The organism is Exiguobacterium sp. BRG2, assembly GCF_031844245.1.
In the GTDB taxonomy this organism is placed as follows: domain Bacteria; phylum Bacillota; class Bacilli; order Exiguobacteriales; family Exiguobacteriaceae; genus Exiguobacterium_A.
The window spans coordinates 228,484-242,241 of sequence record NZ_JAUZUW010000002.1; the positions used below are offsets into that span (position 1 = coordinate 228,484).

The 13,758-nt window shown below is 49.5% G+C and carries 15 protein-coding genes; 14 read left to right on the plus strand and 1 reads right to left on the minus strand.

What is annotated here, in order from left to right:
* From aroC to Q9R23_RS03915, 11 genes are all read left to right on the plus strand, one after another.
* Positions 1 to 1,155 (plus strand): chorismate synthase, encoded by a 1,155-nt coding sequence (gene aroC / locus Q9R23_RS03865; RefSeq protein WP_290759139.1) that lies wholly within the window; start codon positions 1 to 3, stop codon positions 1,153 to 1,155.
* The gene (gene aroB, locus Q9R23_RS03870; protein ID WP_311246431.1) at positions 1,152 to 2,213 is read left to right on the plus strand and encodes a 3-dehydroquinate synthase; all 1,062 of its coding nucleotides are present in this window, start codon (positions 1,152 to 1,154) and stop codon (positions 2,211 to 2,213) included. The genes aroC and aroB overlap by 4 nt, the downstream gene beginning before the upstream one ends.
* The gene (gene aroA / locus Q9R23_RS03875) at positions 2,204 to 3,460 is read left to right on the plus strand and encodes a 3-phosphoshikimate 1-carboxyvinyltransferase (RefSeq protein ID WP_035407177.1); all 1,257 of its coding nucleotides are present in this window, start codon (positions 2,204 to 2,206) and stop codon (positions 3,458 to 3,460) included. The genes aroB and aroA overlap by 10 nt, the downstream gene beginning before the upstream one ends.
* 11 nt (positions 3,461 to 3,471) lie before the next feature.
* The gene (locus Q9R23_RS03880; RefSeq protein ID WP_311246432.1) at positions 3,472 to 4,758 is read left to right on the plus strand and encodes a tetratricopeptide repeat protein; all 1,287 of its coding nucleotides are present in this window, start codon (positions 3,472 to 3,474) and stop codon (positions 4,756 to 4,758) included.
* A 28-nt stretch (positions 4,759 to 4,786) separates the two neighbouring features.
* A complete protein-coding gene (locus tag Q9R23_RS03885; RefSeq protein WP_035407179.1) occupies positions 4,787 to 5,317 on the plus strand; it encodes a ReoY family proteolytic degradation factor in 531 nt (176 codons plus the stop codon).
* Between the two features lie 183 nt (positions 5,318 to 5,500).
* Complete coding sequence (locus Q9R23_RS03890) at positions 5,501 to 5,941, plus strand: DUF2487 family protein (RefSeq protein WP_035407181.1); 441 nt, start codon at positions 5,501 to 5,503, stop codon at positions 5,939 to 5,941.
* Positions 5,942 to 6,045: 104 nt separating this feature from the next.
* Positions 6,046 to 6,552, plus strand: coding sequence for a ubiquinol-cytochrome c reductase iron-sulfur subunit (locus tag Q9R23_RS03895; protein ID WP_035396830.1), 507 nt, complete (start codon positions 6,046 to 6,048; stop codon positions 6,550 to 6,552).
* Between the two features lie 3 nt (positions 6,553 to 6,555).
* Complete coding sequence (qcrB, locus tag Q9R23_RS03900; RefSeq protein ID WP_214854423.1) at positions 6,556 to 7,227, plus strand: menaquinol-cytochrome c reductase cytochrome b subunit; 672 nt, start codon at positions 6,556 to 6,558, stop codon at positions 7,225 to 7,227.
* Positions 7,228 to 7,267: 40 nt separating this feature from the next.
* Positions 7,268 to 8,059 (plus strand): menaquinol-cytochrome c reductase cytochrome b/c subunit, encoded by a 792-nt coding sequence (locus tag Q9R23_RS03905; protein ID WP_035407183.1) that lies wholly within the window; start codon positions 7,268 to 7,270, stop codon positions 8,057 to 8,059.
* Positions 8,060 to 8,113: 54 nt separating this feature from the next.
* Positions 8,114 to 8,716, plus strand: coding sequence for a DUF1405 domain-containing protein (locus Q9R23_RS03910; RefSeq protein WP_311246433.1), 603 nt, complete (start codon positions 8,114 to 8,116; stop codon positions 8,714 to 8,716).
* Positions 8,717 to 8,760: 44 nt separating this feature from the next.
* On the plus strand, positions 8,761 to 9,441 hold the full coding sequence (locus tag Q9R23_RS03915; RefSeq protein ID WP_214854420.1) for a zinc metallopeptidase: 681 nt from the start codon (positions 8,761 to 8,763) through the stop codon (positions 9,439 to 9,441).
* A 43-nt stretch (positions 9,442 to 9,484) separates the two neighbouring features.
* Here the strand turns inward: Q9R23_RS03915 and Q9R23_RS03920 are convergent, their stop codons facing one another.
* Positions 9,485 to 10,372 (minus strand): YitT family protein, encoded by an 888-nt coding sequence (locus Q9R23_RS03920; RefSeq protein WP_035396836.1) that lies wholly within the window; start codon positions 10,370 to 10,372, stop codon positions 9,485 to 9,487.
* 170 nt (positions 10,373 to 10,542) lie between these two features.
* Between Q9R23_RS03920 and bshA the strand changes: the two genes are divergently transcribed.
* The 3 genes from bshA to Q9R23_RS03935 are packed head-to-tail and all read left to right on the plus strand — an operon-like array spanning position 10,543 to position 13,746.
* Positions 10,543 to 11,685, plus strand: a complete 1,143-nt coding sequence (gene bshA, locus Q9R23_RS03925; RefSeq protein ID WP_311246434.1) for an N-acetyl-alpha-D-glucosaminyl L-malate synthase BshA — start codon at positions 10,543 to 10,545, stop codon at positions 11,683 to 11,685.
* Positions 11,672 to 12,805, plus strand: coding sequence for a CCA tRNA nucleotidyltransferase (locus Q9R23_RS03930; RefSeq protein ID WP_251137855.1), 1,134 nt, complete (start codon positions 11,672 to 11,674; stop codon positions 12,803 to 12,805). Before bshA ends, Q9R23_RS03930 begins: the two co-directional genes overlap by 14 nt.
* Positions 12,775 to 13,746 carry a biotin--[acetyl-CoA-carboxylase] ligase gene (locus Q9R23_RS03935; RefSeq protein ID WP_214854414.1) on the plus strand — a complete coding sequence of 324 codons (972 nt, stop codon included), beginning with the start codon at positions 12,775 to 12,777 and terminating at the stop codon, positions 13,744 to 13,746. Before Q9R23_RS03930 ends, Q9R23_RS03935 begins: the two co-directional genes overlap by 31 nt.
* Positions 13,747 to 13,758: the final 12 nt, after the last annotated feature.

Here is a 13,758-nt window from a genome sequence, read left to right on the forward strand (position 1 = left end):
ATGCGTTATATGACAGCAGGAGAATCACACGGAAAAGGATTGACCGTCATCATTGACGGGATGCCGGCAGGACTCACGATTGATTTCGAAGCCATTCAGCGTGAAATGACGCGTCGTCAAGGGGGATATGGACGAGGTCGACGGATGCAAATCGAACAAGATCAGATTGATGCACGTGGTGGGATTCGCCACGGATATACGACGGGATCACCGATCAGTTTGTTCATCGAGAATAAGGATCATACGCACTGGACACAAGTCATGCAGGCGGAACCGCTCGAAGAAGAGTTGGAGCGCCCACGGACATTAACGCGTCCACGTCCCGGACATGCGGATCTCGTTGGCGGATTGAAGTACGGTCATCGTGATTTACGCGATGTGCTGGAACGTTCTTCAGCACGTGAGACAGCAGCACGTGTTGCCGTCGGTGCCTTCGCTAAACAATTACTGAATGAACTCGGAATTGAAGTGTTCTCGCATGTACGATCAATCGGTGGGATTGATGCTCCTTGGAAAGATCCTGTGGAATATCAGGAAACGATTGATGCTTCACCTGTTCGCTGTGCCGACGAACTTGCAGGTCAACGAATGATGGAGGAAATTGATGCTGCCAAAAAAGAAGGCGATACACTCGGCGGTGAGATCGAAGTCGTCGTGACGGGCATGATGCCAGGCATTGGATCCTTCACTCAAAACGATTTGAAGCTCGACAGCCGAATCGCGCAAGCTGTCATCAGCGTCAATGCGATGAAATCCGTCGGTTTTGGTGACGGGTACGAACTCGGTCGTCGCAAGGGTAGTACCGTCCAAGATGAAATCATTCATGATGACGCTGGATATCATCGACGGACGAACCATCTAGGTGGAATCGAAGGCGGAATGTCGACAGGGATGCCGATCCGCGTCCAAGTAGCGATGAAGCCGATTCCGACTCTCTATCGTCCCCTGCAATCAGTCGATATTGAGACGAAGGAAGCCTTCACGGCACAAATCGAGCGAAGTGATGCCTGTGCCGTTCCTGCCGCATCTGTTGTCTTAGAAGCCGTCGTTGCGTTTGAGATTGCGGTCGCTATCCTTGAAATGTTCGGAACATCAACGATTGATCGTCTCCAGGCTGCCGTTGCCGCTTATACAGAGGAGGTTCGAACGTTTTGATCGAGCTTGATATCCGGTTAAAAACGTCATATCCAGTATTTGTCGGAAATGGGGCATTAGCACGTTTGTCGCATCTTTCGGCGCTGAACGAGGCAGATCGCATCTGGATCATTACGGATGAGACAGTTCGCGACTTGCACTTGCACACGTTGCAAGAGGCATTAGGGTCTATATCTCAATCAACAAACATTCATGTCAGCACTGTGCCAGCTGGGGAGCAGAGTAAATCGCTTGCGGTCTACGGTTCTTTATTGGAAGAGGGAATACGTCATGGAATGACACGACATAGTATCATCCTTGCGTTTGGTGGTGGCATGATAGGTGATTTAGCGGGATTCGTTGCAGCGACTTTTTTGCGCGGCATCCCGTTCATTCAAATTCCGACGACACTCTTAGCACATGATTCGAGTGTAGGTGGAAAGGTCGGTGTGAATTTATCACTTGGAAAAAACTTGGTCGGGGCATTTTATCAACCGAGCGGTGTCGTGTATGATTTAACGCTTCTTCAGACATTACCAGATCGGGAATGGCGGAGCGGCTTCTTTGAATTGGTCAAACATGGATTCCTCGCACGACCATCGTTTGCAGATACGTTACTCGATGTCTCGTTGGATACTATCAAAGAGCTTGATCTTGAAGACTGGCTCGCACGAGGGATTAACGTTAAACGGGATATCGTCGAACAAGATGAGACGGAGCAAGGGATGCGTGCCTTCTTGAATTATGGGCATACATTCGGGCATGCCGTTGAATATGCGAGCCCGGGTCTGTCGCATGGCGAGGCAGTAGGGATCGGACTCGTCTTCGTCAAGTTTTTGGAAGGAAATGAGGAACAGGCGGAACAACTCGGACGATTGCTCCACCGTCTCGGAACCGGATTGCCGGACCGACAATCGTTCGAGACATATCTGGAACTGATGCGTCGTGACAAAAAGAATCACCAAACTACGATCCGATTCGTCCTTGAGAAAGAAGGACGTTTTGACTTAGAGGCAATCAGTGAAGAACGATTGCAACAAGCGTTCAATCAAACAATGAGGTGTTTAGAATGGGATTAAGAGGAACAGTACAAGTACCGGGCGATAAATCAATGACACACCGTGCTTTTCTGTTCGGTGGAATCGCTAAAGGAACGACACATGTCAGAAATGCACTCGAAGGAGCGGACTGTCTCGCTTCATTAGAAGCGATGCGAGCGCTTGGGGCACACGTCGAGCGAACAGCAGGAGAAATTCGCATCACCGGTACGGAAACGTTTCATGAAGCAACGATCGATTGTGGAAACTCGGGAACGACGATCCGTCTTTTAAGTGGGATTCTAGCAGGCGGTCAAGCAACGTATGTACTCGATGGAGATGCTTCCTTGCGCAGACGTCCGATGAAACGGATCACGGAACCACTTGCCTTGTTCGGAGCGAACATAACAGGTGAGACGGCGCCGCTTCACATTACGGGAACGCCACTTGTCGGAACGACGTATACGTTACCGGTCGCAAGCGCGCAAGTGAAAAGTGCCGTCTTACTCGCAGGTTTACATGCGACGGGCGAGACGACGGTCATCGAGCCGATTCTATCACGGGACCATACGGAACGGATGCTGCCGCAGTTTGGCGTTGACGTATCGATCGATGACTACGAAGATGGTCGACATATTCGTGTTCAAGGTCCTGTACATTTACAAGCGACGTCACTCGACATCCCGGGGGATCCATCGTCAGCAGCGTTTTGGTGGACGGCAGCAGCGATCGGGCAGGATAGTCGGATCACGACGACGCACGTCTTGATGAATCCGACACGGATCGGTTTTTTACAGACGTTGCGCCAGATGGGGGCAAGTGTCGAAATCGATCATCGCTCAGAAGATGGTGGAGAGGAGACGGCAGATGTGACCGTCGAGACGACATCGTTGCAAGCGACCACGGTCGAAGGTGAACAAATCCCTTCCTTGATCGATGAGATCCCGTTACTTGCATTGCTTGCGACGCAAGCAGAGGGACGAACGATCATTCGCGATGCGGAAGAGCTCCGTGTCAAGGAGACGGACCGGATCGAGACGGTCGTGACGGCGTTACGGCGTCTCGGGGCGAATATCGAGGCGACGGATGACGGTATGATTATCGAAGGACCGACACCTTTGCAAGCAGCGGAAGTCGACAGTGCAGGTGATCACCGACTCGCGATGATGTTGACGATCGCGGCGACAATCAACCCGGAAATTATAGTGCATGGACGCGAAGTAGTTGAAGTCAGCTACCCAACGTTCTATGATGATTTAAAGAAACTTCAATCCGACCGATCTGAGTAAGAAATAGGCGGATGACAGAAAGTGGGGCGTTTGCCTTGAATGAACAAGTATTGAATGGCATCATCGAAGAACTAGAACACGGCCATACCTCGGAAGCCTTAGCGACACTAGAACAACTCGAAAAGACAGGGACGGATGAGGATCGCCTCGCGGTTGCCGATCTCTATATCGAACTTGGATTATCAGACCGAGCAGTTAATCTATTGGCACCGCTTTACGTCGAATACGCAGGTAACGCCGGAGTCGCCTTGTTACTGGCAGAATGTTATATCGATTTGGACCGGGAAGAGGAAGCGATTTCTGTCCTTGAGCAGGTCGACACAACGGACATGGAATATGGTCCCCGTTCTCTCGTATTACTCGCTGACCTCTATCAGTCACAAGGTCTTGACGAAGTGGCATTAGCGAAGCTGAAGGAAGCACGTAATCTCGCTCCTGAAGAACCATTACTGGCATACGGATTAGCCGAGCTCTACATGACGCTCGGTGCGTTTGATCAAGCGGTACTACTATTCGCTGAAATCGCAGAGCGTCCAGAGTTACGTGCTGAATTGCCGCTCGATGCCCTGTACGCGGAATCACTCGCGATGACAGGACAATTTGAGGATGCGATTCCACTGTATGAACGTGCTGTCGCAGAACGTTCCGACTTGCATACGCTGTTTGGTCTTGCGATGACGGCTCACCGTGTCGGTCAACACCAAAAAGCAGTCGAGACATTCCAACAATTGATTGCGCAGGATCCGGATTATACATCAGCGTATGTACCGTACGCGGAAAGCCAAGCCGAACTTGGGCTGACGAAAGAAGCACTGAACGTCATCAAGCAAGGGATGGAGCGCGATGATTATAATGACGAGTTACGGACGATGGAAGCCTTATTCCTTCTCAAACTCGGCGATCGCGCAGGAAGTGTTCAAGCGTTACGTGAAGCACTCGCTTTAAACCCGGAATCAATCGTCGCAGCGGAACGTTTGCTTTCGTTACTGGCAGAAGACGAGGATCATGAAGCAATGATTGAGACGATCTCAGCCATTGAAGAACATGTCACGGCTCCAATTCTGACATGGTACCGGGCGCGCGCTTTATATGCGTTAGAGGAATACACGCAAGCGATGGAGAACTATGCGATAGTCGAAGGCGCATTCACGGAAGACGCGCTTTTCTTGAAAGAGTATGGTTTTGCACTCGTCGAGGAAGGACGGCGTGAAGAGGGACAACGTCTCTTACGACGCGCTGCACAGTTGACACCAGAGGATAACGAACTCGTCGACTATGTTGAACGAATGGATGGATGACTTCACGGGAGAAGGGAGTAGGATTGAGATGATAGAGAGAAAGCAGCGATTCTTACGCCGCATCTTGACCTATTACACGTTAAAGCGACGGGAAGCAAAATGGATCATCGATTACTGGTTGCGTAACGAGGCAAAACTCGAGCAGGTACACTTCGTTCAAAATGCGACTTTCGCTCCGAAAGCCATTATCATGACGACATATGGATTCGATGCGGAACCGTTTCTTTTTAAAAAAGGGGACGTCACGACGCTAGATCCAGAAAAAGCGTATCATGACATTCGTTTGACATCGGAAGATATCTACATCGAGCTAAACTTCCAAGGCATGATGATGGACGATGAATACTTGTCTTTACTGGAAGAAAATCCATTTCGTCCGGAAGTCGCTGTTGAACCGCGTTTAGCAGATGAAGCGACTCATTTCATCGCTGTCACGGTCAATCGACAAGAAGAAGAACGGTTGGTCCGATTGATCGATGAAGCACTTGATGCACGCGATCAACATCGATTCCACTCCCTTTCCGAACAGTTACGTCTCGTTCGAAATCAACTCCCTTAATCAAAGAACTCTATTGCTTATAACAGGCGATAGAGTCTTTTTCGTATGTGAAGATTTGTGCAAAATATGAAGAAAAATAGGGTGGAATTTCATAAAACGTTCACATTAAGAGAGCAGGAGGAAATGTGGATATGATACATTAAATGTGACGAATTGTAAGTAAGAAAGAAAGGGGGAAATGACTTGCGTTTCAAACCATCCGACGTACAGCGGACACGAAGCGAGCAAGCGTATATCGACACGCTAATCGTGCCTTTGCTTCCGATCGGTTTCGATGAGGCGATGCATGCTTATGCGGAATGCGCAGACATGACATTGACGGTGGCGTCCGAAGTCGAACGCCAGCTATCTGGACGGGCGTTGCTCTTACCTGCCATGACCTACATCGATGTACCGTCGATCGAACAGTTGGAAGGATGGCGTCAAGCGGCTGCTTCCGGGCAATTCCGTTTCATCACCTTCATCACCGCTGATTTAAGGTGGAAGGAGACTGCCGCAGAAGAGATTATCTACGTGCCACGTCTAGCTCTTGAGACGATGAGTCGTGACCAACAAGGTCAGATGGTCGGGAATTTTGTTGGACAAGTTCTCGAACAGTTAGGAAACCGTTGGACCGCGCTATGAAGCGGTTGACGCAATGATTTTATTAAGATACTATTACCATGTGAGAAATTTGTGTGAAGTACTGTCGTCTTGGGGCACAGCGTACATCACAAGGGGGGATCGAGATGGCTCAAAACGGGTCTAACGTAACACGTCGTCAATTCTTGACGTATACATTGACAGGCGTCGGCGGTTTCATGGCTGCGACAATGGTCATGCCGATGGTCAACTTCGCAGTTGATCCAGTCCTGAAGAAATCAGGAGCAGGCGATAAAGTAAAAGTAATGAAGTTGTCGGATATCACGACAGAACCAAAACGGGTCGACTTCAAGAAACAAACGCAAGATGCGTGGTATGAGTTCGAAGAAACGTTGTCGGCTTGGGTGTTCAAAGATGATAAGGGAGAAATTTTGGCCCTTTCACCGATTTGTAAACACTTAGGTTGCCAAGTCAGCTTCGGCGCAGATCCAACGCACCCGGAGCAATTCTATTGCCCATGTCACTTCGGACGGTATACGAAGGATGGCACGAACGTACCTGGTACGCCTCCAACGAAACCACTCGATGAGTATGAAATGCAACAGAAAGATGGTTACCTCTACCTTGGTAAACCAGTCGAAAGAGGTGCGTAAGCGATGATGCAAAAAATCTATGATTGGATTGATGAGCGCGTTGATATTACGCCGCTCTGGCGAGACATCGCCGATCATGAAGTACCGGAGCACGTCAACCCGGCACATAACTTTTCAGCTTTCGTTTATTGTTTTGGCGGATTGACGTTCTTTACGATCGTCATCCAGATTCTTTCGGGGATGTTCTTGACGATGTATTATGTACCGGACATCATCAACGCACACGCGTCCGTCTACTATCTACAAAACGAAGTCGCACACGGACAAATCGTTCGTGGTATGCACCACTGGGGTGCGTCTGTCGTTATCGTAATGTTGTTCCTACATACATTACGTGTCTTCTTCACTGGTTCATACAAAAAACCACGTGAATTGAACTGGGTCGTCGGAGTTCTCTTGTTCTTCGTCGTCTTAGCTCTCGGTCTGACAGGATACCTATTGCCTTGGGACATGAAAGCGTTGTTCGCGACAAAAGTTACGATTCAGATTGCTGAAAGTATCCCGGTCATCGGTGGTATCGCGAAGACCCTCCTTGCGGGTGGAGAAATCGTCGGCGCAAGTACAATCGCTCGATTCTTTGCGATTCACGTCTTCTTCCTTCCTGCAGCATTGTTCGTCTTGCTCGGGGCCCACTTCTTGATGATCCGTAAACAAGGGATCTCTGGACCACTTTAAACCGACTATCATCTAGACAACAAAAAAGGGGGAGAACACGATGCATCGTGGTAAAGGAATGAAATTCGTCACCGATTCACGGGTGTCGATCAATAACCGGATGCCGAACAAGTCAAAAGACTATTCGGAATATCCAGGTCGAACGGAAGCGTTCTGGCCGAACTTCTTACTTCGCGAATGGATGGTTGGAGCGGTCTTCTTGATCGGCTTCATGACTCTGACAATCGTAGAAGCAGCACCACTTCAAAACATTGCCGATCCGACGAATACGTCGTACATTCCACTTCCGGACTGGTACTTCCTATTCCTCTATCAGCTCTTGAAATACCAATTCGCTGCAGGTCCATACATCTTGATGGGAACAGTCATCCTTCCAGGTCTTGCGTTCACAGCACTTCTCGTCGCGCCATGGCTCGACCAAGGTCTTGAACGCCGTCCTGCGAAACGGCCAGTCGCCGTCAGCATGATGCTCCTCGCAGTCGTCTCGATCGTCTTCTTGACATGGGAATCTGTTCAAACGACACACTGGGATACCATCCACAAGCAAGGTGAGTTGACGATGAACGAAGGACCAAAAATTGATACATCGGCAAAAGGATACGAAATTTATTCGAACCAGTCATGTGTCAACTGTCATGGTAAGAACCTCGAAGGTGGAGCAGCAGCTCCAGCGCTCGTCGGAACGAAAAAGACTGAAAAAGAGATTTATGATATCGCAGTCAAAGGTGTCGGTTCGATGCCGGCTGGTCAGTTCAAAGGCTCAGATGCCGATCATAAAGAACTTGCGAAATTCATCGCTTCATACGGTGAAGGCGGCGAAAACAATAAATAAGCCAAAAGCCGGGGGAGCAATCCTCCGGCTTTTGTCGATGATGAGGTGAAACGATTGCAAGGAATATTTACTTTACTCCGTCATAAAGCCGTGCTTTGGATCGTCGGATTGATCAACTTAGCAGGCACCTTATACGGCTACTACTGGTATGAACCACAACTCGCGACATCGAAGTGGTACTTCTATCCGTTCATTCCGGATAGCCCAACCGCATCGCTGTTCCTTACGATCATCGTTTTTCTATGGATTTTCGGACGACGTTCCCGCTTGTTTGAAGCGCTCGCGTTCGTGACATTGATCAAATATGGTGTCTGGGCGGTCGTCATGAATGCCTTGATGTTGAACGAACTCGGCACATCAAACGCCTACTTAACAACGATGGCACTGATGCTGATGGTGTCGCACGGAGCGATGGCGTTTCAGGCGTTGTTATTCAGTCCTTTGATGACATTTCGCATCAAGGAACTTGTTCTCGTTGCGATTTGGGTCGTTCATAACGATGTCGTCGATTATGTCCTTGGGCAATGGCCCCGGTACCCGGCGCTTGCAGAGCACATCAAATGGATCGGATACGGTTCTTTCTGGTTGACTGGATTATGTCTTTTGATGGGATATCTGTTTGTCGCACGCGATTCAATTGACAATAAGGTCGCTTGAACATAAAATAGACCTATAAATAAAAAAGAAAGGAACGATGTCTCGTGGCAAACTATTTGATTTATCTCGCGATCATCATGATCGTCCCGATTTGGGCTCAGATGCGGGTGCGGAGCACCTATAAAAAATATCAAGATGTTCCGATTCAGAGTGGGGTGACAGGAGCACAGGTCGCTGACTTCATCATGAAGCAGAACGGGATTACGAACGTCCGGCTCGAGCCGATTGGTGGAACGATGTCCGATCATTATGATCCGACAAATAAAGTCGTCCGGCTTTCAGAAGACGTCTATTACGGTTCGACGGTCTCAGCCGTTTCGATTGCAGCACACGAAATTGGTCACGTCATCCAAGATGCGACGGATTATAACATGATGCGTGTCCGGCACCGCATTGCACCTGTCGCCTCAATCACGTCGAACTTATCGTTCCCTCTGTTGTTGATTGGTCTATTCGCTGGGTTCACTGGTCTTGCGATGCTAGGTGTCGTGCTGATGCTTGGAGCGGTCATCTTCCAACTCGTCACGTTACCGGTCGAGTTCGATGCTTCGAACCGAGCAATGGCGCAATTGACAGATCACGGAATCATCGACGCGGAAGAAGAACGTGGTTCACGCCGTGTCTTGAACGCAGCCGCTTGGACGTACGTCGCAGCAACACTTGTCGCCGTCGCCGAGTTTCTTCGTCTCGCACTGCTCGTCTTCAACCCGTCAAGTGATGACTAAAATGAAAAACACGGATTGCTCGTTTGAGCGATCCGTGTTTTTTTTACGTTTCTTTGATTGGGACTCGATTTTCGTCGAACGTGAATCCTTCTCCCGTTACTTCATAGACATCATGCAACGTGATGAAGGCGTGCTGGTCGACACTTTTAACGAGCGTCTTCAAGCGATTGATTTCATTGCGAGCGACGACGACGTACAATACTTCGAGATCCCGTCCAGAGTAACCGCCTTTTGCGATTAGACGGGTCGTGCCACGATTCATCGTCGCATGAATACCGTCGGCAATCTCCGTCCGGTGATCACTGATGATCATCGCTGCTTTACCGGCATACGTGCCCTCTTGCATCCAATCGATGACGCGGGCACCGACGTAGACGGCAAGTAACGTATACATCGCTTGCTTGTAGTCGAGATACGTCAAGGATGCGACGATGACGAAGAAATCGAAGATCAAGAATGTTCGACCGATCGACCAACCGAAGTAGCGTTTCGTCAAACGCGCGATGATATCGACACCACCAGTCGTACCACCATTGTTGAAGATGATACCAAGACCAACGCCGATGAATACACCGGCAAAGAGCGCAGCAAGCACCATATCGTCACGCAGGTCGATGACGAGTGGTGAATATTTGGCAATCAATCCATACCAGAAGGAAAAACTGAATGTACCGATCAACGTGTAGACGAAGGTCGTCCGACCAAGAATTTTATAACTGACGAAAAAAAGTGGGACATTCAATACTAAGTTCGTGATCGATGGTGATAATCCGAACAGACCTTTTAGAATCAGCGTGATTCCGGTGAAACCGCCTTCTGCTAACTCATTTTGAACGTTAAAATGATAAATACCAAAAGCAAAGATGAACGATCCGACTAAAATCCAGAGGATGTTCTGGATCCGAATCGGGAATTGGAATGGAGGTGCCATTTCCGTATGCTCCTTTCAAATCAAGACTCTTTCTCTAGGGTAACGGCACGGTCGGAAAAAGACTAGCTTTTCCTATGAAAATCATTCGAAAAGTGATCAGTATGGTCATTCCGATTGATATTGCTTAGAATAGAGACGAATAGAAGACATAAAGAGAGTGTGGTTTTATCATGAAAAAAGCAATTGGGATTCTTTGTTATCCATCCGTCGGCGGGAGTGGGGTCGTCGCGACGGAGCTCGGAATGAAACTTGCGGACCGTGGACATGAGGTCCACTTCATTACGTCGAGCATGCCGTTTCGCCTGACGGAATATCGACCAAACATCACGGTCCACTTGGTTGAAGTCAACCAGTATTCCGTTTTTAAATATCCACCATACGACATTACGTTAGCATCAAAAGTCGCAGAAATCATTGATTTATTCGATCTTGATGTCATCCATGCCCATTACGCCGTTCCGCACGCGGTCTGTGCAGATCTCGGACGAAACATGGCTAAGAAAAAAGGCGTCGCCGTCGTGACGACGTTACACGGAACGGACATCACCGTCATCGGGCAAGATTTAGAGATGCAACCGGCTATTCGATACGGCATCGAACGATCAGACGCGGTCACGGCCGTCTCAGAGAGTCTAGCACTTGAGACGAATGCGACGCTCAATGCACACTACGACATCGATGTCATTGCGAACTCGATTGACGAGAGTGTCTATTATCCGATGCGGGATGAACGCTTGAAGCGGCATTACGGCATCGAAGCGGACGAAGTCGTCGTCATTCATATCTCGAACTTCCGACCGGTCAAACGAATCGATGATACGCTTGCGGCGTTCGCCATTGCAGCGAAAGACCGGAAGATGCGTCTGTTGCTCGTCGGGGATGGTCCAGAAATGGGACAAACGAGACGTCGCGCAAAGGAACTCGGCATTTACGACAAAGTGATCTTTGCCGGTAAACAGGAACACGTCGCGCAATTGCTCGCCATTAGTGATATTCATGTCCTGTTGTCAGAAAAAGAAGCGTTCGGGCTCGTCGTCCTTGAGGCGATGGCAATTGGGGTCCCGAGTGTCGTCTCGACAGCAGGTGGCTTACCGGAAGTCATACAGGACGGCGTCACCGGATATATCGTTCCGACTTACGACGTTAAGGTCGCTGCGGCGCGCATCGGTGAACTTGCGGATGATCCGTTGTTACGAGAACGGATGGCAGAAGAGGGTATTCGCGATACTCGTCGTCGTTTTGATTCGAATGAGATCGTCCGTCGTTATGAACAAGTCTATGAACGGGTGTGTGCGCGTCATGAACTTGCTTGAAGGGGCGCATCATATCATTCAGACGATCGAACAAGCGGGTGGTGAGGCTTATATCGTTGGTGGTGCCGTTCGCGACATGTTACTCGACCGGACACCAGGAGACTATGATTTAGCGAGTTCGATGTTACCGGAACAGATCATCGACTTATTCCCTGTCGTCATTCCGACTGGGCTCGAGCATGGAACCGTAACGGTCGTTCTCAACCACATACCGTACGAAATCACGACGTTCCGCTCGGAAGCAACCTATAGCGATCGTAGGCGACCGGATGCGGTGACGCTTGGCGTTAGTTTGGAAGAGGATTTGACCCGGCGTGATTTTACGATCAACGCGATGGCACTCAGACCATCCGGACGTGTGGATTTGTTCGGCGGAGCGCGCGACATCGAAGAGCGAATTATCCGGACGGTCGGCGAACCAGCTGAACGTTTTAATGAAGATGCGCTTCGGATGATGCGGGCGTTCCGCTTCATGAGCCAACTAGATTTCTCGCTTGACGAGGCAACTGAACGAGCAATCGTTAAACTCGCTCCGCATCTAGAGGCCGTTGCGATTGAGCGGATCGCAATCGAGTTCGAGAAACTCTTACTTGGTCCTGGAAAACAGCAGGCGTTACAGGCGATGCTCCGGACAGGAATCGAACGCTACCTCCCCGGTATGACTTCAGAAATCGTCAAAGGACTAGCGCAGCAGTCGTTTCAGGGTGTCTCAAAAGATGCCGTCTGGACACTCGTACTCGATGCCGGTCTTGCGAAAGATCAATTGACGCGCTGGAAACGATCGAAACATCAAGTGCAGCTCGCTGTGCGTTTAACACCTCTGTTACACCGACCGTTACAAGACTGGGATCGTTATCAGTTGTCGGACGAGGAACTGATGATCCTTCAGGAAATGACCGGAACGGATTATCCAGAGCGATCAGACTTACCGATTCGCAGTCGTAAAGAGCTCTCTGTCGACGGAAAAGACATGATCGGCCTCGGTCTTCAAAAACAACAGATCAAGGAAGCACTTTTGCATTTGGAATACAGTGTCGTCACGCGTGCTTGCCCAAACGACCGCGTGACATTACTGAAGGAGGTAGAGCGATGGCGCACTCAGTCCGAGAACAAATCTTGATCGCACTTCGTCAGCGGACGTGGTACTCCGGACAGGAATTAGCAGAGACGTTAAATATTTCACGTACCGCCATTTGGAAACATATGCAAACCTTAAAGGAAGAAGGATACCAGATCATCTCGAATAAAAAACTAGGCTATCAATTAGTCGATGAAGGCGATTTGCTGACGCCGATTGCCATTGAACAATGGTTAACGACAGCGCGTCTTGGTCGCCACATCCTTCATTTCGAAGAACTGGACACGACGCAGCGGATTGCACATGAGCAAGCGCAACAGCAAGCGCAGGAAGGAACACTCGTCGTATGCGATCACCAGACGAATGGACGCGGACAGCTAGGGAGAACGTGGCATGAAGCGAAAAATGAAGGCATCGCAATGAGTCTACTCGTCCGACCGGATGTACCGATGCACCAAGCAGGTCAATTAACGCTCGTAGCAGGTATTGCACTTGCCCAGTCTCTTCAAACATTCAATGTTCCGGTTACGATTAAATGGCCGAACGATATCTTGATCAACGGTCGTAAGGTGGCAGGCATTTTGACGGAAATGCAGACCGAGGCGGACCGAATCAGTTCAGTCATCATTGGCATCGGGATCAATGTGCATCACGAGCAGTTTCCGGAAGGGATCAAAGATCGTGCTACCTCGCTCGTCCGAGAATCAGGAAGAACTTTCCGACGTGCGGAGGTCGTCGCGACTTTTTTGAATCGATTTGAACGACTATACACACAGTGGCTCGAGCTAGGGTTCGGATCTTTCGTCTCCGAGTGGGAAACACTCGCAGATCGCTTACATGAACGAGTGACGTTACGGACACGTCAGATGACCGCTTCCGGAACATTGCTTGGTATTGACGAGACGGGCACGATTCGGATTGAGACGGAAACGGGGGAGACCCGTTTCCATTCGGCAGAGCTGATTTACTGGGAAAAAGAATGAGGGTTTGAATCA